The organism is Photobacterium panuliri, assembly GCF_059920555.1.
Map to the genome: position 1 here is coordinate 163,106 of NZ_CP197193.1, position 24,795 is coordinate 187,900.

A 24,795-nucleotide genomic window follows, 5' to 3' on the forward strand; every position below is an offset into this window, starting at 1 on the left:
GTTGCTTATACTTTCTGTACGCTATCAACCTCAATTTTGGATGAAGACCATTCGGAATCAATCTCTCCTCGGATTGTCACTTTATCTTTTGGCGTGACGTCTTGCCCCATCCAGTCTTCAAAATCAATGTCGACTTTTATTTCACCGGTATTGTCTTTGAATAGGTAAATCTCATTGCCTAGAGACTGCACGATATGGCCAGTTAATACGACATGAGTATCATCGGGAGCATTTTTTATTTCCGAAATGGTATTGATAATAGGTTGTATTTGAGAGCCATTAAATGCTGCAAGGACAGAGTTTGATGCCAATAGGAGTAGTGAGGTGGCTACGATCTTTTTCATTGTAATTTTAGTCTGTACTTATAGGAGGTTTAAATTATTCAGAATATGCAAAGAGTATGCATTGATGTAGGTGAAGAGATCGTGAAGAAAAATGCATTCTTCCTAAAAAATGTTCATAACAGAGAGCGTGTCTTGACGGTTTATTGATATGTTATTCAATACTTAACGTTGAGTGTTAATCCTGAAGCGGTCTGCACTATCAATGGTTTCTTGCAATTTTGATATGGGCGTGCACATCAGGTTTTGTCGGTATTCAGCCTTTAAAATTTTATTGGCGGTTTTGGTTAACCAGATACTCTGTGGGCTTACACTGACCAGTCGGTGCATATAAGAGACAAAATCACCAATAGGCAGTAAATATTTTTCATGTACAGATTTTGAAATCTTTCGGTTATAGCGATAGTCAATAGGATCATAAATCTGTCGCAATGCATCATATTGTGGTTGGAAGGTTTCATTTTTCCAGAGGGCAAAGTCTTTGTCGCTGGCTGATCTCTGCCATAGCTCAATGGCTTTTGTAAAAAGCGGAGACGTGTCTTTTATCATTTGTTCAGCCAGTTTACAGTCACTCAGTTCACGGTATCTCTGTTCTCCGCCGTTGAGGTCTATTTCCAGCCATGATTTCAAGGTGTGGAGTTTTTCTTTGGGAATAATAAGTGCATTGATCCTTAGCGTGACATAATCATCCTTCCCCGTAGGTTGGGCCGCCGGACTGACTAACTTACCATCAATGCTCAGGGTCATTTGATCAAGGGTGATGTCACGGGTATTGAGTATGATGCGGGTATCGTGATTAGAAAGTCGATATTGTTTCGCGGCTAGTTCCGCCGAAAATTCTATAGCGGGATTGTTATTATTTAGTCGTTTAAGGGGCTGCATATTCATTAAATCTAAAAATGAAGAGCGGTTAAACGTAATAAAATAACACTGTGATGGTGTTTGTTGTGCGCATAGGCTGATCGTTACCGCGATTTCCTGTTGATGAATAAAGCCCCCATAAATCTCAGTAACATGGTAAGTCGGTTCTTCAGGTGAGATGGGTTGTGCGTTAACTAGATGTATTTTCGAGATGAACAGAATAGCCACGATCTTCAGGATGGTTGTCATTTTCATTATTCTTTCAATAATCAGTAGTGAAGAGTGTTGATAAGATGGTTATTGGCTATTTTTAGATAAAAAATAAAAGCCTTCGTAGAAAACGAAGGCTGGTAGGGATCACCACATTAGGTCATCTGGTACGACAAAGTCGGCGTACGGATCGTCTTCGGCAATGACGTCAGATTCAGGTTCTTTCTGCTCGATAATCACTTGAGCGTCGCGTTGGGCAATTTTATTGGCCACGCTGCTCGGAATGACAACGTAGGAGTCTTCGTAGCGGGCGATAGCCAGAATACCTTTGATAAGCTGATCACGAACAAGGGATTCAACATACAACGATTTCACGATGGTGCCATCGGTAAAGTTGTATTTGATATCGCTATCTTTCAAATTAAGTTTGTTCATTTCGATGAGTTGCTTAATTTGATGTTGAATCTCTTGAGTCAGGCGCTGCTCCTGCTGCTGCTCGCTCAGTGCTTTGTCACGCTCTTGCTGTAGTCGCTTGTTCTCTTCAACGGCCGCTTTAACTTCTCTTGCCTGTACACGGTTCTTTTTTGAGCCTTTCTTTGCTTTTTTAAGCTTCTTTTCATTGACCAAGCCAGCTTTAAGCATCTGCTCTTGAAGTGTTAGTTTCGCCATGTTGTTCTCGGTTAGTTCGTTGTTTGGGATATTTTACTGAGTCCCTAAACGCAAATAAAGGTTAGTTGTTACTGAATGGCAAGGTTACGTTCTTAAATTGAGTCTGGCCGTAATGGGTTTTCAATGAAACATTTTTTTATAGCTATAAAAAACCGCAGTTTGGGCTGCGGTTTGAGGGTGATAATAGCAGTAATTAGCGAAACAGGTAGCAGCTAAGAGAGCAAGTTTTTAACGCTGTCTCGTTCGACCAAGGTGGGTTCTAGTTGAATCACCGTGTGGCCTTCGCGCTGATGGTTGATTTTTTCAAGCAATACATCAACCGCCTGCTGGCCCAAACGGTGCTTGGGTTGGTGAATCGTTGTGAGCGACGGTGTGACGTACTTGGCCAGCTTGATGTCATCGTAGCCGACGATGGAGAGATCGTCTGGCACTTTAATACCTCGTTTGCTAGCGGTATTAATGACTCCCATCGCCATCATGTCGTTACAGATGAAAAAGGCCGTAGGCAGTTTGCCGCGTGCATATACCTCATTGAATGCGATCTCGCCGCCTTCGCACTCGAAATTGCCTGAGGCGATCCACTGCTTGTTGATGCCAAGCCCTGCTTCTTCCATTGCCTGAATATAGCCCGATAAACGTTGTTGAGCGGTGAGCTTATCCAGTGGTCCGGTCAGGCAACCAATAGCGGTGTGGCCTTGTTCAATCAAGTGGCGGGTTGCCAAATAACCGCCATGATGCGAGTTATCCTGAATTTTGTCACTCGGGAAGTCGATTGGGCCCCAGTCCATCACCACCGTGGGGACGGGTTGGTGACGGGCGAACAGATCGAATGCTTGCCCGTCGACTTCGCTGCACATCAGCAGCAAGCCGTCGACGCGTTTTTGCAATAGGGTGTCGAGGTTGGCTCGCATACGTTCGAGATCCCCTTCGGTATTGCATAGAATGAGGTTATAGCCCTGCTCGTAGCAGCGCCGTTCGACACCTTTGACGACTTCGCCGAAAAAAGGGTTGGTTGAGGTGGTGACCAGCATCCCGAAGGTGCGGGTATGGTTGACTTTGAGGCTGCGTGCGAGTGCAGAAGGAGCGTAGTTGAGCGTTTCGACGGCTGCCATTACACGCACGGAGATGTCTTCACTGACAAAGCGGGTTTTGTTGAGTACGTGGCTGACCGTCGACGTTGATACGCCAGCATGTTTTGCCACATCTTTTATTGTCGCCATGGTTTCTCCCTACGCCGCGCCCGAATGGGTGGGCGCGGCAAATCATAAAATCAATGTTCCATCAGGAAGCGCTCGACCTCACGTAGGTGCGGGATAGAGGTTTGCGCCCCGATTCGGGTCACTGAAATGGCTGCTGCTGCATGGGCAAAGCGGATGGCCTCTTCCATTGAACGACCGTCCTGAAGCCCGGTGAGCAGCGCACCGTTGAAGGTATCACCGGCTGCAGTGGTGTCTTTGGCGTCTACACGGAATCCCGGTACCTGTTCACCTTTGCCGTTCTCACTGATCCAAACCCCTTGGCTGCCAAGTGTGATCAGAACCTGTGAAATGCCTTTGGCGTGCAGTACGTCTGCTGCTTGTTGTGCCGTCGCCATATCAACCACTTTCACGCCGGTAAGCAGTTCTGCTTCTGTTTCGTTTGGCGTAATCATATCAATATGTTGCAATAAGTCATCCGATAACGGCTGGGCTGGCGCCGGATTCAGCACTACTCGGGTTCTGGCCTGTTTGGCGATGCGAGCTGCGGCCTCGATGGTGGCCATTGGTGTTTCTAGCTGCATCAGCAGGGTATCGGCACTTTTGATCAGGTTGTGGTGCGGTTCGAGGCGCTCGGGAGTCAGGCAGCCATTGGCTTCGGCCGAAATAGCAATGCTGTTCTCGCCGGTGGCGGCAACTTGAATCATTGCAATACCGGTTGGCATGCCTGCTTCAATCATAACGGCGTCGTTGTTCATGCCGTCTTTGGCAAACTCCTCACGGATCTGGTGACCGAAGGCATCATCGCCGACACAGGCAATGAAGGCGATATCCGCACCCAGGCGGGCGGCAGCAACGGCTTGGTTGGCACCTTTTCCACCTGGGATCACATTGTAGCTATGGCCGTGCAGTGTCTCGCCCGGACGAGGGAAAGAGGCAACTTGAAGGACATGGTCGGCGTTCACACTGCCAAGAACGACTAATTTATTCATATCGGGACCTTTTTGATTCTATCTGGCCAAAATGTATGGGTTAGCAGCAGAAGGAGATACGGCTGCTAAACGATAGGTTTTGGCGACAGGGCCGAGGTTAACCCGGCCCTGTATAATCGAGTGGCAGATTACTCAGAAATGACTTTCAGTGGAACTGGAATATTGGCTTCCACTTTTTCGCCCTTCAGCATCTTGTCGGCGGTTTCGATACCTAGCGCACCGATAAGGTCAGGCTGCTGAGCAATGGTTGCACCTAGCTTGCCGCGCTTAACGGCGGCGATGCCGTCTTCAGTACCATCGAAACCAACGATAAGCACGTCTTTGCCTGAGGCTTGTACTGCACGCAGGGCACCCAGTGCCATTTCATCGTTCTGGGCAAATACCGCTTGTACATCAGGGTTTGCAGCCAGCATGTTTTCCATAACGTTCAGGCCCTTAGTACGGTCAAAGTCTGCTGGCTGGCTAGCCAGAAGCTTCATCTCGCTGCCGTCAACCGCTTGCATGAAGCCTTGGCCGCGCTCTCGGGCTGCCGATGTACCTGCAATGCCTTCTAGCTGGATCACACGCGCTTTTTCGCCCACTTTTTCCATGATGAACTTACCGGCCATTTCACCACCGGCTACGTTGTCCGACGCGATATGGCTGACAACTTCGCCACGGCTTGCACCACGGTCAAGGGTCAGTACTGGGATCTTGGAACGGTTGGCCATGCGGATGGCATTGGAGACGGCATCGGAATCGGTTGGGTTGATCAGAATAGCTTTCACACCGCGAACCGTTAGGTCTTCGATGTTCGACAGCTCCTTGCTTGGGTCATTTTGCGAATCAAGAACAATCAGGTTATAGCCCAGCTCTTTGGCTTTGGCTTCTGCGCCATCTTTCATGGTGACGAAGAATGGGTTGTTCAGGGTGGAAACCACCATGGCCAAGGTCTCTTGTGCAGCCGCAGTCGTGCTGAAAGAGGCAGAAATTACAGCGGCCGAGATCAGGGTTGCTAACTTTTTCATTCCGTTTTCCTTTCTACGATATGTCGGGTGTGTGGAGGCGGGCAGGGGGGATAACTGCCCGCACCATCGTTCAGAGGTTGTTGTTACTTGTTTTTGTTATCGACCAGTACTGCCAGCAGAATGACCACTGCTTTGGCAATCATCTGGTAGTACGAGGAGACATCCAGCAGGTTCAGGGCGTTGTTCAGGAAGCCGATGATCAAGGCACCGATTAGGGTTCCCATGATACGGCCCTTGCCGCCTGCCAGGCTGGTGCCGCCCAGTACAACTGCCGCAATCGCATCCAGCTCGTATCCCATACCTGCAGTAGGCTGAGCCGATGAAAGACGAGAGGTTACGATTAAGCCTGCTAGTGCTGCCAATAGGCCGCAGATTGCGTAGACGCCAATCTTGACGCGATCTACGTTGATACCAGACAGGCGTGCTGCAGATTCGTTGCCGCCCATCGCGTAGATGTAACGACCAAAGCGAGTGTGGTTAAGCATGTACCATACCGCGGCGAACACAATCACCATCAGCCAGATTGGCACAGGGATGCCCATTGCATAGCCTGTACCGAACCAAGCAAAGCTGTCGGCTACGTCGGTAAAGCCGGTAGAAATTGGGCGGCCTTCGGTATAGACCATGGTGACACCGCGCAAGAGGGTCATGGTGACCAGAGTGGCAATGAAGGCCTGCACTTTGCCCTTGGCGATAATCACGCCGCTGATGGCACCGAGAGCGGCACCGGCTAACAGGGCGGTAGGCACGGCCACCATGACCGGTACTTCCATTGCGATCAGCGAGGCAGCAAAGGCACCGCACAAGGCCAATACCGAACCTACGCTCAGGTCGATACCGGCAGTCAGGATGACCAAAGTCATACCTACGGCGATGATGGCATTAACCGAGGTCTGGCGCAGAATGTTGAGAATATTGTCGACAGTAAAAAAGTTCGGGTTAAGGAACGAGACCACCATAATCAAGAAAATCAGGGCGATCAGCGATTTTTGCTCAATCAGCCACTCTTTGCTAAATAGCTTGTTGCTACCTGCGGTTTGTTGTTTGGTCATAGCGTTGGTGCTCATGCTGCTACCTCGTTGATGTGTTTACCTACTGCGCAGGCAAGTAGTTTTTCTTGGTTGGCTTCGTTGGCCATGAATTCCCCGCTGATTTTGCCTTCGTGCATCACCAGGATACGGTCGCTCATGCCCAGTACTTCCGGCATTTCAGATGACACCAAGATGATGCTCATGCCTTCCGCTTTGAATTGGTTGATAAGCTGGTAGATTTCTTTTTTTGCACCCACATCGACACCGCGGGTTGGTTCGTCGAGGATCAGCACCTTAGGTCGAGTCATCAGCCCTTTGGCGATGGCAACTTTTTGTTGGTTGCCGCCGGAGAGGTTTCCGATGATTTGGTCACGACTTGGTGTTTTGATATTGAATAGGCGGATAAAGTCTTCAACGGCGGTGACTTCTTCGTAATGGTTGAGCTGGATGCCTTTGGAAAGCTGCGCCAGTGAGCAGATAGACATATTTTCTTTAACAGAAAGCCCTAGGATCAGGCCGTCACCTTTACGGTCTTCTGAAATATACGCGATACCGTTGGCAAGGCCATCTTGTGGGTTGATTGGGTTAATCACTTTGCCGTCAAGAATGATATCACCGGATTCTCGAGTCTGTGCGCCGTAGATGACTTTCATCAACTCGGTACGCCCCGCGCCCATTAGGCCCGAAATACCGAGAATTTCGCCACGGTCAAGGGTAAAGCTGACATTGTTCACCCCGGCTCCGCAGAGGTTTTTGACTTCGAGGCAGGTGGTGCCGTGCTTAACGTCAATACGAGGGTATTGCTCATCAAGGCGACGGCCAACCATCATTTCGATCATGCCATCTTCATCGATGTCGGCGACCTGGCGCTGGCCGATGAACTTACCGTCGCGTAGAACAGTGATATCGTCGCAGATCTCGAAAATTTCCTTGAGGCGGTGCGAGATATAAACAATCCCAGTACCTTCTTCGCGAAGTTCGTTGATGACCTTGAACAGGGATTCTGTTTCTGTATCTGTCAGTGCGTCTGTCGGCTCATCCATAATAATGACCTGAGATTTGAACGACAGGGCCTTGGCGATTTCGACCATCTGCTGCTCACCCAGACTCAAGGCGCCCAGCAGGGTTTTAGAGCTGTGCTTGACGTTCAGGCGTTGGAGCAGGGCATCGGCCTCGCGGTACATCTCGTTCCATTTGATACCGCCAAAAGCATTGGTACGCTCGCGGCCAAGGAAGATGTTTTCGGCAATGGTGAGCTCAGGGATAAGGTTGAGCTCCTGATGGATAATGCTGATGCCGGCTTCTTGGGAATGGCGAGGGCCGTTGAATTTAACGTTTTGGCCTTGATAGCGTAGTTCTCCGGCATCCATTGTGTAGATTCCGGTCAGTACCTTCATAAGGGTCGATTTGCCGGCGCCGTTTTCTCCCATTAAGGCCATTACCTTACCTGGGTAGACATTCAGGCTGGCTTTGTCCAGCGCTTTTACACCGGGGAAGGCCTTTTCGATGTCTTTGAGTTCTAGAATTGGCTGAGTCATGTGAAGTCCTTGCAACTGGGTTGCGTTTAAAACACTACGCCGGCTTGGAAAATAACATTGGCATAAGGGGTGCATTCACCGGTACGAATCACCGCTTTGCTGTTTTGGGTATGAACCTTGAATGCCTCGTGCGGTACATAAGCGATATTGAAGGTTTTCCCGCAGGCGGCTTCTTCTTCACGTAATAAACCAATCAGGGCGCTATGGTGTTCAGGGCTGACTTGCTTGAACTCTTCAGCCATGATCACGCCTTCAATTTGCATTTCACCCAGTAGAGCTTTCACCGTTTCGATAAAAGTAGGTACACCGGGGATCAGCGCAAGGTCGATACGCTGGGTTTCGTCGGGAATCGGCAAACCCGCGTCGCACACGGTGACTTCGTCTGTGTGGCCCAGAGTGGCAACCAAGTAGGAGAGTTCAGAGTTGATAAGCGCGCTTTTCTTCATGTTGCACCTTTTTGATTCATACGGATGATGCTTATGTTCTGCGGCAGAGTGTAGAAAGGCTCATGCCGTAAATTTCCATCGAAACGTTTACGCAAACGTTTCGTTGGCGCTAAATGTAGAGCGAAACGTTTCGATATGCACGGCGATATTGGATGAAATGTGATATTGTTCAGATAATTTATGCTCAGAGTGAATGTTCTGTGCGCTAGTCGATATTTTTATCAATAGCAAAGTAAGACAGAATGTGAATGTTATGTCAGAGTTTGTAAAAAACGGCTTCTATCTTTGAACTGAGGTATGCTTAGGGCGTATTATGTGAGTGTTTTTTTTATCGGCTTTACGGTAGGGATCTACTTTAAGGTAAAGCGTGGGATAGGATCATTCAGTGTTAGATTTTCAACCGCTATTTTTAGGTTTGGCTCCGTTGTCTGTGGGAACTTTGCTTTATGCGTTAAATTCCCGGAAAAAATGGCTGGCTAGGGTGGCACTGGTTGGCATGTTAGTGTCAATGCTGATTATCATGGTGTTCCAGTACCTTGATTATAAGCATTTGGAAGACTGTCTGCTGAAAGGTGAAGTGTATACGCCATTATCGCAGCATTGTATAAAGCTTCGAGAGTGATTTTCTTGGCTGTTGTTCTAGTTAATGGTTTTTTTCTGCTCGGTTAAAGTTGCAACGATAACCTGAGAAGAAGGAAAACAGGCATAAGCTGTCATCCCTACATTCAGTTGTTCGTTAGTTGCAATTTCTTCGGTGACGAGTGCATTGAGCTCGTTTCCTTCGCCTATCTCAAGACAAACTTCGACCATTTTGCTGTCGCGCTCGATACGGCGGATTATGCCCCGAATTTGGTTTTCCTCTTTGTTAACTGGATCCAGTAGGGTTCTGATTGTGATGGCGGGTCCTTTGATCAGCGCTACTGCATCTTTATTGGGGGAAAGCCCGAGTCGCAGGGTACTGCCGTGAGTAATTGTGGCGATGATTGTGCACTGCGCTGTGATTTGGAGCGTGATTAAATCATAGAGAGCGTGGTTCTCGATATTCTTGATGGTTGCGAATAATTGGTTGCGAGCACTGGTTTGCAGTGACAGTTTGCTCATTACGCCAAGTAAACTGTGCAGCGGAACTGAGTCATCTTTAAGGGCATTGAGTCCCATTTCCTGAATTTGTTCCAATAAATCATACATCTGGACCAACCGTTTACCCTGTTCGGTGAGTGAGGCGCCGCCACCACCTTTGCCGCCTTTTTCACAGCTGACGAGTTGTGTGTCCCCTAATTGGTTCATTTCTTTGATCGCGTCAAAGGCGGTTTTGTAACTGATACCCACCTGTTTGGCTCCCTGGCTGATTGAGCCCGTGGTAGCAATGGATTTGAGCAGAGCGATACGCTTTGGGTTGGCAAGCATTTTGCCATTTTGTGAAAGCGTCAGCAGAGCATCAAATTCCATATTTGGGTTTTCCTTTGGTCAATTCGTCAGTTAGAGCGAGATTATATCTCAAGATACAGGATTTAGTGTGCTATCTAAGCATTCAAATTATGAAATATACCTGAATAGAGGTGAAGGGGGTGAGAAAACAGCTTACATTGCAGTAGTCATCAGCAAAATTGAGACTGATGTGGTTATTTGTGATGAGGGTTTGTGTGCTAAATCGCAAGTTGGTCATGTTTATATTTTAAATATATTTATTAGACGTAAATAATGGTGCTTAATCTATGTAAGAGGCAACACATATTCTTGTGTGGATAAAAATTATTAATATTGCTTGAATAAATATACAAAATAAAAATGTGGCTAGACTATGCAGGATGTAATGTGCCAAGTGAAAAGTGTTTTTTTTCATCATGCTTTAGATTCTATAAAATTTGAAAAATCGTGGGTTGGCATAGTAAGAAAAGCATTAATAAGCGCGAAGTATTATGTTGATGATTGTCAATCCCCCCGTTTGTACCTCATCATTAATAATGATTCAGAAGCTATTGTTTTTGGTGAATGTACTGATAGCAGAGTGATGAAATGTCTTGTTAACTTACTTCAATATCATCAAATCATGATAATCATGGCTGATGAAACTATGACAGAAAAATTATCTGCAGCATCATCTTTTTCCTTACTGAGGCGACATTGTTTTGAATTAGTTAAATATGACCCTGATATGGGATTGAAGTTACCGAATGGATATACCGTAGAGCCGATTGGGTTGGCGTTAGCACAGCGTATATCAAGTGAGATTGATCCTGATTTTTCGCTCTATTGGCCTATACCAAAGGACTTTGTAGACGCAGACGGTGATGGGTACTGCTTGATGCGGGGTAATACGATTATTAGTTGTGTGTGGTCATGTTACCCATATCATCAATATACAGACATGATGGTTGCAACTAGACGTGATGAAAGAAATAAAGGCTTTGCTACCTATTTGAGTCAGTATTTTATACTATCAATGCTCTTTGAAAAAAGGATACCATGCTGGAGTTGTTATGATAATAATGACGCTGCAATTTATCTTTCTTATAAACTTGGGTTTAAAAAGACACAAAATTACTATTTTTTATTTCCAGTGTAGCTGTTAATTTAATATATTCTTCTGAATTTATAAAATCTGTAACTACATAATAGTGATTAAAAAGGTATGCAGTAATCTTACAGTGTCGACTGTTTGGAGTGTATGATGTTGTAAGTTGTTGTATATGCGGTTTTTTTGTATGCGGCTGTACTAACTTTTACTGTTATTGATCATTTTATCAAATACTGTGCTAGTATGAGTTTGTGGTCAGATTATTTTGTTGTGTTATTTTAATGACCAAATATGTGGTTCTTTATTTTTCATGAGACGTATCTCGCATAAGTTATGCGTGCATTTTACATGGCAGAATAATTTACATTTCTCTGTCATTTAACTGTCCATATCGTGATTGAATATCTTAGGTGGTTGTTTTTATTATTGATTAAATCGATGACCAAGGAGAAGGTATGAAGGATCATAAGCATATTCGTGCTATCGTAAAGCAGAATTCAATGCGTTTAATTGCCAAAACAAAGCGTAAGCATCTGAGAAATATGACACCTGTTTCGGTTGTACATCCACAATAATCAGAATGTATTTCAACAGGAAAAGTAAGTTTATTTGGCACAAAATATAAGTATTTTGTTTTGATAAAGAATTCATCTGTCACATTTTTTGTCTGACAAATACCGTAGGATACCTCTCCCTAATTTACCTCAAGCCGTCGGATTCAGAGAGTACGAAAACGAGTACTTTGATAGTGCTTGGGGATACATTTTGCTCGATGGGATAATGCTACCAATGAACAACAACACACAGACACTTTTATTCATTCTTAATGATGCCCCTTATGGCTCTGAGCGCTCCTTTAACGGCTTGCGCCTCGCAATCAATCTCAATGAGCAGGATGAGGCCAAAACAGAAATTAAGATATTCTTAATGTCGGATGCGGTGGGCTGTGCTTTGCAGAAGCAAAATCCCAGTGAGGGGTACCATATTCAGCAGATGCTGGAAATTTTGTTGGCCCAGGGGGCGGAAGTCGTGTTGTGTAAGACCTGCTGCCATGCAAGGGGTTTAAGTGACTTGCCATTAGTGGATGGGGTGCAGATTGGTACGTTGGACGATCTGTCACGATGGACGTTGCAGGCTGATAAGGTTGTGACATTTTAGGCCTGGCCGATAATTTTTGAATTATTCACTGATAAAGAGGAGCACTGGCTCCTTTTTTTATTTTTACATTCAGTGATCTGTGATGCTTCTTATGGTTTTGCTGACAGAGCGTATTAACATAGAAAAGCATACTTAACATGGCTATTACCTGCGTCATTGAGTAGAAATCACCCGCATACCCGTAATAAAAGCCCCGAGGGGCTTTGGGGTAATATAATTAACAGGCACATAGTTCAATTCTGATGCTTGGAAAAAGGCACTATTTCTTTTGTCAATGCCTCATAGATATGCTTTGTTTGCCAAATATTATTGGCATTTTGGATGTTAAGCCAAAATTCAGCCGTGTTATTAAATGCAGCTGATAGCTTGGCGGCCAACTCCGGCGTCAGTGCCGTTTTGTTGTTAAGTAGGTTGCTAATAGTGTTGCGGTGAACACCAAGTCTATCAGCCAATTCACTGTTTTTGATTCCCATAGGCTCTAAGAATTCAATTCTGAGGATTTCACCTACAGACTGTGGCTTACGTTTCGTGGTTCTCATGATTCGAACTCTTTAATAGTGATGTACGTGTGCAGTTCAACGTCGTGCATCTGATCCAGTAATATCGACCTCGTTGTACAGCATCATTATTGTTATTGTCCTAATAGGAGGAGTGGGGGATATTCCAACTACCAGCATAAAAACAGAGCCACTTTTTATCAAAGATGGCTCTGTACATATGGCACGATTTACTCTGGCAATAATCCCATAATTTCGTCAGTAATTTCCCGTGATGCCTTATTGCTGACATTGTACTTTTTCATTATCTGCGGTAATACAAATTGTAGCATGTAACGTGCGGCTTTCTTTGGTAGCTTCTGCCTTCCATCCTGCCATTCATTTACACGGCTGTTAGTGTACTTTGCACCAAGAGTTTCATTCATGGCTCTAATGCCGTCAGCAAGAGAGCCATGGCTTTCAATCTCTACTCGCCATATTTTTACGAGTGATTCACTCATGCTTTTACCTTTATGTTGATGAATGGTCGCCATAATGGAAACTGATATGCGAAACGTACGTTCTCGCCAGGTTTCATGTTCTTAGGAACACCAATGGTAACCTCCACATTGTCGTTAATGCGTATATAGGTGTTACTCATAACAATGATGATACCAACGGCCAATGCTGCCAACTTCAGCCAATCCAATATACTTATTTCCAATTATTATCACCTCAACGGTTCCCTTCCTTTGCGGGAGGGGGGCTGTTAGTTTTAGCTAATTTCTATTTCGAGTTTTTCTCATGGCTGTATCGAACTCTAATTTTAACTTTGAGTGCGAGGAATAAACCGACTAAAACCCAAACGGAATCGACTTTGCCACTACAGTTTAAACCACCAGTAAAAAAACAGAGCTACCTATATAGAAGGAGGCTTTGTTTATTAACATGTCGAACCGATAGTCAAAGGAGACCTGCAAGCAAAACACCCGCTCCAACGCTAATGATTACAGCGGCGATATCGACACCTATTGTATGATCTGCAATATACTAGAACATCTTCAGTCTGTTTCCTTAGTCAATTAACTGATCAACACTAACATCCAATGCTTTTGCTGCTTTTTTTAGCATTTCATGCTGTGGATTTGAGTCAATATTTTCCATTTGGCTAACGGCTGCTTGTGAAATACCCATGCGCTGCGCTAACTCTTTCTGACTAATATTGAGGTGTTTACGCCATGCTGTAATGTAGCTGACATCATTAACTAACATAATTTCAGCTACTTCGTGTGGTAGGTACGTTTTGCTATCTGCATCCGTTTCTTGTTTCACCAGCTTTATGTATTCGTGGTATGGGATAACAGCAAAGGCAGGCTGCCCGTCTTGGTGAATGATGCGCACGTTTCGCTTGTCTGTTTTCATTCGCTTTCTCTATTTATCAATAAGATGGCACAATCAAGTAGTAAAGCATGCCTAGGTAAATTCTTATTAACGCGGATATGGGCAATTTCAATGATACTATCCGGATTAGCTGCTTTTGGCGTAGTATTTTTAATGATAAAGCACTTTGTATTCAAGGCATTTTGTTTCCTCCCACACAAAGGTGAGAGAATTTTTATCCATCGAAAAAAGAATCCAGCCATCACATTTTTGCGGCTTAGTTAGGCATACAATTGAATCTACCATTAGATAACTTAGGTTGTTAGGCCATAAGTTTAACGCAATATACCCAAATAACTTCAAGCCACTTACCAAAATTGAACCCTGCACCTTGAAGTAAGGTGGGCATATAAAAAAGAGAATGATGTAGACCAATAACAAGACTGGAGGAAATGATGACAATAGGGAAATATTTGCGCTGGAAAGATGAACACGGCAATGAATTTCGGCCTGTATCATTAACAGGCACCGAACTGTTAAATGATCGGACCCTCAATAAAAGTACAGCGTTTTCATACGAAGAGCGAAAAGCATTTCTGCTAGATGGACTGCTGCCTCCTCGCGTACAGACGTTCGAAGATCAGTTAAACCGGGTATATGACGGTTTTAAAAGTGCTTCGACAGACATTGAAAAATATCTTTTCCTAAGGGCACTGCAAGATCGTAACGAGACGTTATTTTACGCATTGTTATCACGTCATATCGAAGAAATGACCCCGATTATCTATACCCCGACAGTCGGCAAAGCATGTCAGGAATTCAGCCATCGCTATCAAAAGGCGAGGGGGCTGTATATCACAGCTGACAACGTTAAGAAAATGGGGCAATTGGCGCAGCATTTCACCGGCAAAGATATCAAAATTATTGTGGTGACCGATAGCCAAGGTATTTTGGGTATCGGTGACCAAGGCGTAGGCGGGATGGGGATCCCGATCGGTAAGCTGTCACTTTATACGCTCGGAGCGGGTATTCACCCTGCCCATTGTTTGCCTATTGCGTTAGATGTTGGTACGGATAACCAAGATCTGCTTGATGACCCAATGTATTTGGGTGTACCACGTCGCAGAATGCGCGGCGAGGAATACAAGGCATTTATCGGTAAATTTGTCCGTCAGGTTAAGCGTCATTTCCCTAATGCGGTATTGCAATGGGAAGATTTCAGTAAATCTAATGCCTTCGATAACCTGACAGATTATGAGGACACCTTGCCGTCATTCAATGATGACATTCAAGGTACAGGCTCTGTTGTGTTGGCGGGTATTTTGGGAGCTTGTAAGATCAAAGGCGAGTCGTTGGCTGATCAGACTTACGTGGTATACGGCGCTGGCGCCGGTGGGGTGGGTGTCGCCGATCAAATTTATGCTGGCTTGCTCAAAGAAGGGGCTTCGCACGCCGCGGCTCGAGATCGTATATTCATCCTCGACTCACAGGGGTTGGTATTTGATGACCGTCCTGAACTGGACGAATACAAAAAGCGCTATGCTAAGCCTCGTTCGTTGGCCGAAGGCTGGAGTGTTGCGCAGGAAGGTAAGGTGTCGCTGGCTGAGTTAATTGACAATCATCCAGTCACCGTGCTGCTGGGCACTAGTGGGGTCGGTGGGGCGTTTAATGAGAAGCATGTCCAGAAGATGATGGAATATACCTCGCGGCCAATGGTGTTCCCGTTGTCTAATCCGACGGCGAATTGCGAGGCCGTACCGGAAGATATCTATCGCTGGAGTGATGGTATGGCGATTGTTGCAACAGGCAGCCCATTTGCCAATGTTGAATACAATGGTTATGAGTATCGTGTCGGGCAGGGGAATAACGTGTTTATTTTTCCTGGCGTTGGTCTAGCGGCGATTGTGTCGCGGGTGCCGAAAATTAGTTTGGATATGTTTACAACGGCTTCTTATGCGCTGGCGGATATGGTAAGCGAAGAAGATCTGGCTAATGGTTGTATCTATCCGAAAATTAGTGAGCTAAAGACAGTTTCTATTGCTGTTGCGCGACGTATTTTGGAGATGATTCAAGCAACTGAGCCGCATAGCCACCTTGTCAACAAAGATATCAATAAAGAGCTGGCTGAGCATATTTGGGAGCCTGTTTACCTGCCTTACCGTCGAGTGTGACGGCCTTATAAATTAGCCCGGCATGCCCGGGCTTTTTTCTCTTCAGAATATGCGCTGGATCCTTACTTATTCAGTGTTTGATTGTTAAAGTATTCCTATACCCAACTAACCTTAAGGTGTTGGATACAGAACGATTTCTGTATATTTAACACATGGTGAATTTCTGACGCGATGGCTCTTTTTCAAGGATTATTGGCCACGAAGCGAGGGCGCTAAATCGCTTTGTTGTACAAAACGTTGCAATAAGTATTGGTAGAGGCTTGGGTATCATGGTTATCGGAACATTTTGAACAACTGACAGCCCAAATAGGAGGCCGGTTATGCTGATGTCCACTTTGTTAGCCAAAATAAAGCAACTCTTGGTGTTTTCGCTGTTTGCCATTTGTGGTGTTACGTTATGGCTTGCCATGATGTACCACATCTTCCATCGGGCCGCGTAATTGGGAGAGATAGTGGGGTATGCACTGAACTATTTTGAAAAAGCCTGAGTATAAGTTTCAGTGCTATTACGATTGATAATGGTGAAGTATGCCCCACAGTAAAACTTACCTGCCGCGAAAGGTCTGTGAGGTATGCTCACGTCCTTTTACATGGCGTAAAAAGTGGAAAAATTGCTGGGACGAGGTGAAATACTGCTCCTTGCGTTGCCGACGATCCCGTCACGGTAGTAGTTGACAGGGATAGATGTCTCTTTATGCTGTCGTGACTCTATTGAAAAGTAAGTACAGCATGTTAGTCATATCCAACAACGTTACTCTCAGTGATTGGGAAATCGAATTGACCCCTATCCGTGCCCAAGGGGCCGGGGGGCAAAATGTCAATAAAGTCTCTTCCGCTATCCATCTCCGGTTTGATATCGGGCGATCTACCTTGCCTGCTTTTTACAAGGAGCGCTTGTTGGTGCTCAAGGACAGCCGGATCACCAAAGACGGGGTAGTGATAATCAAAGCTCAGCAATATCGAACTCAAGAACAAAACAGGGAGGATGCCCTTGAGCGTCTGGCCGAGTTGATTCGATCTGTTGCACAGGTACAAAAAAAGCGAGTGGCAACTAAACCTACTCGTGGTTCGCAGCAGCGAAGAATGGAGAAGAAAAGCCAGCGCGGGCAAACTAAAGCGATGCGTGGAAAGGTGAGTTGGTAGCTAGAGAATGAAGGTTTTGACCGAGTTAACATTCTGCTAAGTCTTCACTGAGTCTTCATCGAAACTGGCGGTAAAGTAAGGGTTTTGGTAAATCTAGTTGGATGAAAAGGATGTCGGACAAAAAAGCCAAGCAACTTCTGCAATTGTATTACCGTGAATCAGAACGGGTGCGTTTGCTCCCGCTTGATGCCTTGCCAGAGCCAGATAAGAATGAGCAGGCTGACTTTGATGTTTGGCTTGGTATGAAGCGTTCTTTCAATCGCGCTGAAGTGACAGCGCAAGTGTGGATCAAATCGTGCAGTGCCGGGCATGTTACGGAGTTATATTTGTATCCTGATGGTAGGTTGGAAGAATACACGTTGTTTAAGCGGATACGAACCATTGGCCGGTGGGCGTTGGTGCAAGGGATGATAGCTTTGGATATCCAGAGTGGGGATGATCGTTACCAAAGTTGGATTGTCGCCAACCGAAATAGCCGTATTCATTCTGCCATAGAGTACAAGAATGGCGAGTTATATGCCTATCTAAAAGTGGCACAAACCCATCCGATATAATTGTTATGCAAAATTTCTGGAAAAATAAGCAGCAAGCTGGTATCTGTTTGGGTATCTACCACAATAGAGTGAGCCCAAGCTGTGATTACAAGGACGAATAAGATCAAGACTGTTGCCATTGTGGGGGGAACCCACGGTAATGAATTTAGTGGAATTTATTTGCTACGCAAGTGGCAGCAGTCATCGGCATCGATTATTAGGGATAGCTTTGCAACAGAAACGGTATTTGCTAATCCTAAAGCCTATCAAGAGAACAAGCGTTACCTTGACAGTGATATGAACCGCCAGTTTAGCCATACCGATTTGACAGACCCGTTACTGACAAATTACGAGCAGAGTAGGGCAAAGGTACTCAACGCCCAACTTGGGCCAAAAGGCGACGCTCGAACCGATTTCATTATCGATCTTCATAATACGACCAGTAATATGGGACCGTCGCTGATCTTGCTGCAATCTGACGCCTTTAACCGAAAACTTGCCGCATATGTTGTTTCAAAAATGCCAGATGCCGTGATTGTGTTGGAAGACCAAATATCGGTTGCCGAGCATTATTTTCTTAGTTCTATTGCCCCGCAGGGGGTAATTGTAGAGGTGGGCCCTCAGCCGCAATCGGTGATCCGCCAAGATATTCTTGAGTGGATGGAAGAAATGACTGGCCATATTCTTGATTATATTGATTTGTATAACCGGGATGAGTTGCCTGTGCTGCCGTCGAGTTTTGAGGCTTATAAATACCACGAAACCTTGAAGTTGCCTGAAAATGAGCAGGGGGAGCGCATCGGTATGGTCCATCGCAATGTGCAGGATGCTGATTTCAAGCCCCTGCATAATGGGGATCCGATTTTTACCCTGTTTGATGGTTCGATAATTTGTTGGGAGGGAGAGTATGAAGCCTACCCGCATTTTATCAATGAAGCGGCGTATTATGATAATAACCTAGCCATGTCGCTGGCGAAAAAGGTGGTCGTTGAGGTTTAGTACAACGCTGCCGTGACAAGGTAAATGATAAAACGCACCCGAAGGTGCGTTTTTTTGTGGTAGGTAAGTAAGCCGCTCAAGCGTAATGCATTAAGCGTAAGATGAGCGGTAGAGTGACAATTCGCTACGCATGCCAAGTACAAGGCTGACACACATTGCCAATAAGATGAGGGTAAATGGCAAAGCGGTGGAAATAGTACCTGCCTGAAGAGCCTGTATGGCTTCCGTACCGCCTACCCAGAGAAGAACGGCCGCAATAGCGCCTTCGATAGTCGCCCAGAATACACGTTGCGGGATGGGAGCATCGATTTTCCCGCCTGCTGTAATACTATCGATAACGAGCGATGCAGAGTCGGATGAAGTGATGAAGAACACCATGATCAGCACAATTGAAATGACAGACAAAAATGTGCTCATCGGCAGTGCATCGTACAGATGAAACAGCGACAGTGTGACATCGGTGAGCCCGTTAGTGCCCAATTCCCCCACTTTGTTGATGATCTGATCTATCGCAATGCCACCGAAGGCAGACATCCATACCAGTGTAATGAAGGTCGGTATGAGGATAACGGCACTCACGAATTGGCGTACCGTACGCCCTTTGGAAACACGCGCGATAAACATGCCGACACATGGTGACCATGAGATCCACCATGCCCAGTAGAAGACGGTCCAGCCGTGCATCCATGTTTGATCATCCCGGCCGTACGGGTTACTCAATGGCAAAATATTTTCCACATAGCCGATGATCGTTTTGGGTAGGGTTGCCAAGAATGTGGAAAATCCTACGATGATGACAAAGAGCAACAGTGCACAGGCAACCAGAAGATTGGTATTGCTGAGCACTTTTACTCCGCCGTCGATACCACGTACAACTGAAAAAATGGCCAGTGTCGTGACAAAGCCGATCACGATAAGTTGTAGGCCGATGCCTGTTTCGAACCCAAAAACATGGCTGAGCCCGCTCGCAGCTTGTTGGGCACCTAATCCCAGAGATGTGGCTAAACCAAAAAGGGTTGCGAGTACGGCGAGAACGTCAATTACATGGCCAAACCAACCCCATGTACGATCTCCTAGAAGTGGGTAGAAAACCGAACGGATAGACAGAGGGAGCCCTTTGTTAAAGGCAAAAAATGCCATTGCTAATGCAACAACAGCGTACATCGCCCACGGATGCAATCCCCAATGAAACATGGTTGCCCCCAAGGCAACGGTTAGTGCTTCGTCGCTATTGGCGGTGACACCGAGGGGAGTCTCGTACCATCCGGTAAAGTAGGCTACGGGCTCTGCAACACCCCAGAACATCAGTCCGATCCCCATGCCAGCGGCAAAGAGCATGGCTATCCATGAGAGGTTGGAGTGTTCTGGTTTGGCATCTGCCCCGCCGATGCGTATTTTCCCGAAAGGCGAGAGTACAAGCGCGATACAGAAAACGAGGAATAGATTTCCGGACCACATGAACAGGTTGTCAAATGAGTTGATGATTTGCCATTTGATGCCATCAAGCATTGCTTTGGCGGAGGTTGGGTCGCTGAGTAGAAGGGTGATTAAAAATAGAATGATGAGTGCGGCGCTGGTGCCAAAGACTGGGTTATGAACATCAAATCCCCATTTCTGAATGTTGTCCTGACCGACGGTATAGTCGGTACTTTCTATACTGTACTTATCCTTAGTAGCAGTCATTTTTCCTCTCTAGATGTTTAGAGTTCAAATTATTTCTCGGCCGCAATCCTAGCAAAAATAATTATAAATGCCAAATAACTGGTTAATTTTCCGCTTAATGTCTTTTGGGGTGATTTTGATTCACATTGCCTATGCTATGTGTTCAAACTAAATATTGTGGCTGCTTTTATTTCTCGGTTTGATGGGGATATATTGCTATGGAATAGTGCATCAATGTGGTATACCCAAGCTACTTTAAGGTACTCGTTTCAGCGTTCCGATCTTGGTATCAAATACCTGTGATATCTCTTTTTAGGGGCGATTAGGGGGGCTGACGCAGTGATTTCACGGGAGCAAGTATCTTTAGGTCATTCGGGTACACAATAAAATACAGAGTAAAAGGGAGTTATGCATGTCGCTCGTGATACCAATGGTGATTTTCATGCAGCAGCGTTTGGCCGATGCAGGAAAGGCTGAAGACGCCAAGGCAATGCAAGCCTATATGAAAACCACGCAGCCGTTTTATGGTGTAAAAGCCCCAGAGCGAAAGGCGATCTTCAAGCAGGCTCGTTTGCACACTAAAATTAACACGTTTATTGAATATAAGCGGTTGGTACTGTGGCTGTGGTCAGGCGAGAATCGTGAAGAGCAGTATCTTGCGATGGATGTCGCCGAGTATTATCGGCATTTTCGAACTCTAGATGCCTTCCCCGTTTATGAAGAAATGCTTGGTGAAGCGAGCCATTGGGATACCTTGGACAAGATTGCCTCGAATTTGATCGGCCCGTTGGTGGCCGAGCACCGTGAGTTGGAAGAGAAGGTGCGACAGTGGCGGTTGTCGGAAAATATGTGGCTGCGCCGAGCGTCTTTGCTGGTGCATTTGAAACACAAGCAAGCGACAAATTTACCTTTGCTGGAAGAAACCATTTTGATGCTGGCCGAGGAACGTGAGTTTTTTATCCGAAAAGCCATTGGCTGGGTACTGCGTGAATATGCCAAGACAGATCGTGACTATGTGGTTTCTTTTGTGGCTACTCATAAAGATTTGCTCTCTGCGCTAACTTGCAAAGAAGCATTGAAAGGTTGTAGGGATTATAATGGCATTCTTCTTGGGAATGCTACCTCGAAAATAGGGGATGATTGCTAAATGTTATTGAAAGAAAAGTCTCTGTGGGGGACATCAGTTTGTCTGTTCTTGGCTCTCTCTTGTGGTTCTGTCGCGGCAAAAGAATATTCGTCATCAGATATGTCCGGGACATCGACCAAAGCTATCTTTAAGCCTAATTTGACATTAGAAGGCCAGTTAGGACCACAGCGCGTGTGTTATTACAATGGGCAGGCATATTCGCTGGGTTCAGTACTGGCTGTAGAGGGCATTGTATTAGAATGTACGCCCGAGAAGACGTTTGAGACCAATGGTAAGTTGAAATGGTCGAGAATAGAGAAAACGTCGTCTAACTAACATGTTGGTTAAAAATATAAAATGCAGCCATTGGCTGCATTTTTTACAGGCGAAGAATAGTGTGATGCGTTAGCGAACGAGCCTGCCCGAATCAGCACCAAGTTTCCCTGTGCCTCCTTCGTGGTGGTCTCTTTTCGCCCCCATTTCTTGCATCAAGAATTCACGCATAGCTGCAGATTCGCGATCGTTAGACGGCTTCCAATTTGAAATCACGCGCGCTTTGTTGCTTTGCATAGAACGGTTCCTTTTCAGTTCATGGCACATTGTGTGCCTTGTGATTCATATCATGGTATTAGTTTTATACAAAATGCGCTTAATTTCTAGTCCAAATTAGAATAATAGAGATGCTTTGTGTGCATTGTCTTGTTGTGTGCAGGAAATCCGTGTGTATGTATGGCGATATAGCCGGACTTCTTATGGGGAGGTATTTGTTTGCGGGTAAAAAAAACCAGCGAATAAGATTCGCTGGTTTCATAGGCAATGGACGAATTGTGGTTAAATGACAATTCGTACCATAGGAATGAGTTAGCTCATCAGAGAACGTGTTTTCAGTTCGTAGATCAGCTTTTCTGCGCTGCATTCGAACTGGATACGAGCAGTCAACTCTGTGCTTTCTTCTGATAGCGGAGAGATTTCATGTTTGAAGTTTGCATTGACTTCTTTCGCTAGGGCAAGGTATTTATCCAACTCGCTTTCTAGGGCTGCTTTGTTGCCACCGAAGATTTTTACTTCAGCAACATCATCACCTTCTTTGATGATGAAGCCCATCTCTGCAGATACACCACATGCTTCGCAAGTTTGATATTCTTGGGTTTCGTTTGTCATGGCTTTAACTCTTTCTCCATTTATATTCTGCAGATATTCTAAAACGTTGTGACCAAGATCGCTATGGCTAATTGGCATTGGGCTCGTAAAGGGGCGACTTGTAGTTATATCGGTTATGGCATCAGCGACGGATAGAGCTTACAGATACGCTGATGGGTCGATTTGAACGGAATGTGCTCCATCTGGCCGAACCCGCTCATTTGACGGGCCTTGATTTGAACATGGATAGGCATGGCCATGCCGCACAGAAAACGGGTGATTGCTTTGGCACTCGGAGTAACCTGATTCGCAGCGATAAAAGGATCGCACCATGCTTTTAGCATGTTGTCTGATACCTCTACTGGAATTGGCAACTCGGGAAGCGTGGCGGGTCGCCCTTGGCATACTGAGCAGTGGCCGCATTGGACCGGGGCTTTATCATCGGCAAAATACTGCGCTAGCCGATTGCTGAGGCATGTTTGGCTTTCGAAAAATTGCAGCATGTTGCCAAGGCGTTCGATTTCACTCTGCTCTTTGTTTGTGAATAGCGCATGGATATAGCTCGCCCGTTCTTGTAGGTCAAAATGGCTCTGTTTTACCCGGAAGACATCCGTCATTTGTTTGCTTTCAAGGCTGATCCAACCTTTTTCGCTAAAGTAATCGATGGCTGCCACAACACGTTTTCGTTCGGCGCGGCAGGTATGCCACAGTGCATCGAAGTCGACGGTGTGCCACGTGCGGGCTTTGGCTGAACAAGCAAAGATGTTTTGGACAAATGCTTGCCGTTCGCCCTGAAATTGGTTGGTGATATAGTTTTCATCAGCGAGCAGTTTGAAGCGGTAGTCGGCGAAGTAGCTGTACATCGGCTCGATGATGCCGGCAATTTCCAAATAAACCAGCAGGGTTTTGAGCGGCAGCATTCGGATGTTGCTCTCTTTCGAGAGCTTGTTGAGAATGACCTCCCATTGCGGCGAATTGGCTTGGATCTGCTGAAGAACCGCTGTTATGGCCTCGAGATCCGGAGTGTCACCATAAACAAAATTCTCAAGCACCGTGACCCCTGATTTTCCGGCGAGGAAAATGCAATCGGATGCGTGTCCGTCTCTGCCTGCTCGTCCAATTTCTTGGCTGTAGTTTTCAATCGACTTTGGCAAATCAAAGTGGATCACCCTGCGAATATCTGATTTGTCGATGCCCATGCCAAAGGCGATGGTGGCCACAATACAATGTTGCTGCCCGGTCATGAAATCATGTTGGATACGAGTGCGCAGTTCGTTGTCCATTCCCGCATGATAGGCCAGGGCGGGGTACCCCTGATTGGTTAGCCAAGCAGCCAATTGTTCGGCGGATTGCTGCAAAGTGACATAGATAATGGTTGGGGAATTGGCCGATTGGTTAAGAGTATCCAACAGGGCCTGCTGGCGGTCCTTGTCTGGTTGTGGCCGAACCTCAAGGTTGAGGTTCGGACGGTAGAATCCCGTTACAACGATGTTTTCTTCTGGGAGTGCAAACTTAGTGCCCATATCGGCTATAACCGCTGGCGTCGCGGTGGCCGTCAGTAGAAGTACCTGTGGGATATTTAGTTGTTGCTTGTATTGGGGGAGCTTTAAGTAGTCGGGCCGGAAGTTGTGGCCCCACTCAGAAATACAGTGGGCCTCGTCAACCACCAATAATGAAATCGGTATTTGACTGATAAACTGGCGAAAACGTTCGTTGTTTAGTCGCTCAACGGAAATCATCAGTATTTTGGTCTGCCCCTGTCGAATCCGCTGCATGACGGATTGGCTTTCCTCCCAGCTCTGTGTTGAATCGATGGTTGCAGCATCAATGCCTTTGCTGTGCAAAAAAGCAATCTGATCCTTCATCAGAGCAAGCAAGGGAGAGATGACCAATGTGAGGTTCGGCAACGATAGCGCAGGTAATTGGTAGCAAAGAGATTTGCCCGAGCCTGTCGGGAAAATAGCGGCGGCTGACTCGCCGGCAATAACTTTATCGATGACTTGCGCCTGGCCGGGGCGGAGGCTGTCAAAGCCAAAATATTGTTGAAGGTGTTGTTGGTACATGCTGCTATACGCTGAAGGAAATGATGCAGTAATAGTACGTTGAAATTGAAATGGGGAACAGGCGGGTTTTGTCACATTTGTGCTGAATGCGGATAAAACGCTTTCGCAGCAAATTCACAGCACAAGGAGGAAATC

The 24,795-nt window shown here is 46.0% G+C and carries 27 protein-coding genes; 10 read left to right on the forward strand and 17 right to left on the reverse strand.

What is annotated here, in order from left to right:
- Positions 1 to 5: 5 nt before the first annotated feature.
- The 9 genes from ACSF8X_RS16850 to rbsD all read right to left on the reverse strand — a co-directional run bounded on the left by ACSF8X_RS16850 (position 6) and on the right by rbsD (position 8,291).
- Positions 6 to 344 carry a NirD/YgiW/YdeI family stress tolerance protein gene (locus ACSF8X_RS16850; RefSeq protein ID WP_047879791.1) on the reverse strand — a complete coding sequence of 113 codons (339 nt, stop codon included), beginning with the start codon at positions 342 to 344 and terminating at the stop codon, positions 6 to 8.
- 162 nt (positions 345 to 506) lie between these two features.
- Positions 507 to 1,457, reverse strand: a complete 951-nt coding sequence (locus tag ACSF8X_RS16855; protein WP_500851741.1) for a hypothetical protein — start codon at positions 1,455 to 1,457, stop codon at positions 507 to 509.
- Between the two features lie 102 nt (positions 1,458 to 1,559).
- Complete coding sequence (locus ACSF8X_RS16860) at positions 1,560 to 2,081, reverse strand: DUF2058 domain-containing protein (RefSeq protein ID WP_047879793.1); 522 nt, start codon at positions 2,079 to 2,081, stop codon at positions 1,560 to 1,562.
- Between the two features lie 212 nt (positions 2,082 to 2,293).
- Complete coding sequence (locus ACSF8X_RS16865) at positions 2,294 to 3,301, reverse strand: substrate-binding domain-containing protein (protein WP_500851742.1); 1,008 nt, start codon at positions 3,299 to 3,301, stop codon at positions 2,294 to 2,296.
- Positions 3,302 to 3,351: 50 nt separating this feature from the next.
- On the reverse strand, positions 3,352 to 4,269 hold the full coding sequence (gene rbsK, locus ACSF8X_RS16870; RefSeq protein WP_500851743.1) for a ribokinase: 918 nt from the start codon (positions 4,267 to 4,269) through the stop codon (positions 3,352 to 3,354).
- Positions 4,270 to 4,397: 128 nt separating this feature from the next.
- A complete protein-coding gene (gene rbsB / locus ACSF8X_RS16875) occupies positions 4,398 to 5,276 on the reverse strand; it encodes a ribose ABC transporter substrate-binding protein RbsB (protein ID WP_500851744.1) in 879 nt (292 codons plus the stop codon).
- An 83-nt stretch (positions 5,277 to 5,359) separates the two neighbouring features.
- Positions 5,360 to 6,343: a ribose ABC transporter permease gene (gene rbsC / locus ACSF8X_RS16880; RefSeq protein ID WP_047879797.1), complete on the reverse strand. Its 984-nt coding sequence runs from the start codon at positions 6,341 to 6,343 to the stop codon at positions 5,360 to 5,362.
- Positions 6,340 to 7,845 carry a ribose ABC transporter ATP-binding protein RbsA gene (gene rbsA / locus ACSF8X_RS16885; protein WP_500851745.1) on the reverse strand — a complete coding sequence of 502 codons (1,506 nt, stop codon included), beginning with the start codon at positions 7,843 to 7,845 and terminating at the stop codon, positions 6,340 to 6,342. Before rbsA ends, rbsC begins: the two co-directional genes overlap by 4 nt.
- A gap of 26 nt (positions 7,846 to 7,871) precedes the next feature.
- Complete coding sequence (rbsD, locus tag ACSF8X_RS16890; RefSeq protein ID WP_047879799.1) at positions 7,872 to 8,291, reverse strand: D-ribose pyranase; 420 nt, start codon at positions 8,289 to 8,291, stop codon at positions 7,872 to 7,874.
- Between the two features lie 385 nt (positions 8,292 to 8,676).
- Here rbsD and ACSF8X_RS16895 point away from each other — a divergent pair, with 385 nt between their 5' ends.
- On the forward strand, positions 8,677 to 8,913 hold the full coding sequence (locus ACSF8X_RS16895; protein WP_047879800.1) for a hypothetical protein: 237 nt from the start codon (positions 8,677 to 8,679) through the stop codon (positions 8,911 to 8,913).
- Between the two features lie 17 nt (positions 8,914 to 8,930).
- Here ACSF8X_RS16895 and ACSF8X_RS16900 read toward each other — a convergent pair whose 3' ends face one another.
- Positions 8,931 to 9,740 (reverse strand): TOBE domain-containing protein, encoded by an 810-nt coding sequence (locus ACSF8X_RS16900; protein ID WP_047879801.1) that lies wholly within the window; start codon positions 9,738 to 9,740, stop codon positions 8,931 to 8,933.
- Between the two features lie 352 nt (positions 9,741 to 10,092).
- Here ACSF8X_RS16900 and ACSF8X_RS16905 point away from each other — a divergent pair, with 352 nt between their 5' ends.
- Together ACSF8X_RS16905 and ACSF8X_RS16910 are read left to right on the forward strand one after the other, a co-directional pair.
- The gene (locus ACSF8X_RS16905; protein WP_500851746.1) at positions 10,093 to 10,857 is read left to right on the forward strand and encodes a GNAT family N-acetyltransferase; all 765 of its coding nucleotides are present in this window, start codon (positions 10,093 to 10,095) and stop codon (positions 10,855 to 10,857) included.
- Positions 10,858 to 11,598: 741 nt separating this feature from the next.
- Positions 11,599 to 11,967 carry a DsrE/DsrF/TusD sulfur relay family protein gene (locus tag ACSF8X_RS16910; protein ID WP_047880010.1) on the forward strand — a complete coding sequence of 123 codons (369 nt, stop codon included), beginning with the start codon at positions 11,599 to 11,601 and terminating at the stop codon, positions 11,965 to 11,967.
- A 233-nt stretch (positions 11,968 to 12,200) separates the two neighbouring features.
- Here the strand turns inward: ACSF8X_RS16910 and ACSF8X_RS16915 are convergent, their stop codons facing one another.
- From ACSF8X_RS16915 to ACSF8X_RS16925, 3 genes are all read right to left on the reverse strand, one after another.
- Complete coding sequence (locus ACSF8X_RS16915; RefSeq protein ID WP_500851747.1) at positions 12,201 to 12,506, reverse strand: HigA family addiction module antitoxin; 306 nt, start codon at positions 12,504 to 12,506, stop codon at positions 12,201 to 12,203.
- A 188-nt stretch (positions 12,507 to 12,694) separates the two neighbouring features.
- Positions 12,695 to 12,964 (reverse strand): hypothetical protein, encoded by a 270-nt coding sequence (locus ACSF8X_RS16920; protein WP_500851748.1) that lies wholly within the window; start codon positions 12,962 to 12,964, stop codon positions 12,695 to 12,697.
- Positions 12,965 to 13,517: 553 nt separating this feature from the next.
- Positions 13,518 to 13,865: a helix-turn-helix domain-containing protein gene (locus tag ACSF8X_RS16925; RefSeq protein ID WP_500851749.1), complete on the reverse strand. Its 348-nt coding sequence runs from the start codon at positions 13,863 to 13,865 to the stop codon at positions 13,518 to 13,520.
- A 410-nt stretch (positions 13,866 to 14,275) separates the two neighbouring features.
- Here ACSF8X_RS16925 and ACSF8X_RS16930 point away from each other — a divergent pair, with 410 nt between their 5' ends.
- The 5 genes from ACSF8X_RS16930 to ACSF8X_RS16950 all read left to right on the forward strand — a co-directional run bounded on the left by ACSF8X_RS16930 (position 14,276) and on the right by ACSF8X_RS16950 (position 18,669).
- Positions 14,276 to 15,994: an NAD-dependent malic enzyme gene (locus ACSF8X_RS16930; protein WP_500851750.1), complete on the forward strand. Its 1,719-nt coding sequence runs from the start codon at positions 14,276 to 14,278 to the stop codon at positions 15,992 to 15,994.
- A gap of 528 nt (positions 15,995 to 16,522) precedes the next feature.
- Positions 16,523 to 16,669, forward strand: coding sequence for a DUF2256 domain-containing protein (locus tag ACSF8X_RS16935; RefSeq protein WP_500851751.1), 147 nt, complete (start codon positions 16,523 to 16,525; stop codon positions 16,667 to 16,669).
- 54 nt (positions 16,670 to 16,723) lie between these two features.
- Positions 16,724 to 17,137, forward strand: coding sequence for an alternative ribosome rescue aminoacyl-tRNA hydrolase ArfB (gene arfB, locus ACSF8X_RS16940; protein ID WP_047880011.1), 414 nt, complete (start codon positions 16,724 to 16,726; stop codon positions 17,135 to 17,137).
- Between the two features lie 110 nt (positions 17,138 to 17,247).
- Positions 17,248 to 17,691, forward strand: coding sequence for a hypothetical protein (locus ACSF8X_RS16945; protein WP_047879809.1), 444 nt, complete (start codon positions 17,248 to 17,250; stop codon positions 17,689 to 17,691).
- An 81-nt stretch (positions 17,692 to 17,772) separates the two neighbouring features.
- Positions 17,773 to 18,669 carry an aspartoacylase gene (locus ACSF8X_RS16950; RefSeq protein ID WP_084722323.1) on the forward strand — a complete coding sequence of 299 codons (897 nt, stop codon included), beginning with the start codon at positions 17,773 to 17,775 and terminating at the stop codon, positions 18,667 to 18,669.
- Positions 18,670 to 18,759: 90 nt separating this feature from the next.
- On the opposite strand, the gene ACSF8X_RS16955 is transcribed toward ACSF8X_RS16950, so the two are convergent.
- Entirely contained in the window at positions 18,760 to 20,352 is a 1,593-nt protein-coding gene (locus ACSF8X_RS16955) for a BCCT family transporter (RefSeq protein WP_500851752.1), read from the reverse strand.
- 391 nt (positions 20,353 to 20,743) lie between these two features.
- Between ACSF8X_RS16955 and ACSF8X_RS16960 the strand changes: the two genes are divergently transcribed.
- Positions 20,744 to 21,478: a DNA alkylation repair protein gene (locus ACSF8X_RS16960; RefSeq protein WP_500851753.1), complete on the forward strand. Its 735-nt coding sequence runs from the start codon at positions 20,744 to 20,746 to the stop codon at positions 21,476 to 21,478.
- A 99-nt stretch (positions 21,479 to 21,577) separates the two neighbouring features.
- Positions 21,578 to 21,793: a DUF1496 domain-containing protein gene (locus ACSF8X_RS16965; protein WP_157037878.1), complete on the forward strand. Its 216-nt coding sequence runs from the start codon at positions 21,578 to 21,580 to the stop codon at positions 21,791 to 21,793.
- A gap of 69 nt (positions 21,794 to 21,862) precedes the next feature.
- Here ACSF8X_RS16965 and ACSF8X_RS16970 read toward each other — a convergent pair whose 3' ends face one another.
- From ACSF8X_RS16970 to ACSF8X_RS16980, 3 genes are all read right to left on the reverse strand, one after another.
- Complete coding sequence (locus ACSF8X_RS16970) at positions 21,863 to 22,027, reverse strand: hypothetical protein (protein ID WP_169753934.1); 165 nt, start codon at positions 22,025 to 22,027, stop codon at positions 21,863 to 21,865.
- A gap of 291 nt (positions 22,028 to 22,318) precedes the next feature.
- The gene (locus tag ACSF8X_RS16975) at positions 22,319 to 22,618 is read right to left on the reverse strand and encodes a YfcZ/YiiS family protein (RefSeq protein WP_047879813.1); all 300 of its coding nucleotides are present in this window, start codon (positions 22,616 to 22,618) and stop codon (positions 22,319 to 22,321) included.
- Positions 22,619 to 22,731: 113 nt separating this feature from the next.
- Complete coding sequence (locus tag ACSF8X_RS16980; RefSeq protein WP_500851754.1) at positions 22,732 to 24,660, reverse strand: RecQ family ATP-dependent DNA helicase; 1,929 nt, start codon at positions 24,658 to 24,660, stop codon at positions 22,732 to 22,734.
- Between the last annotated feature and the right edge of the window lie 135 nt (positions 24,661 to 24,795).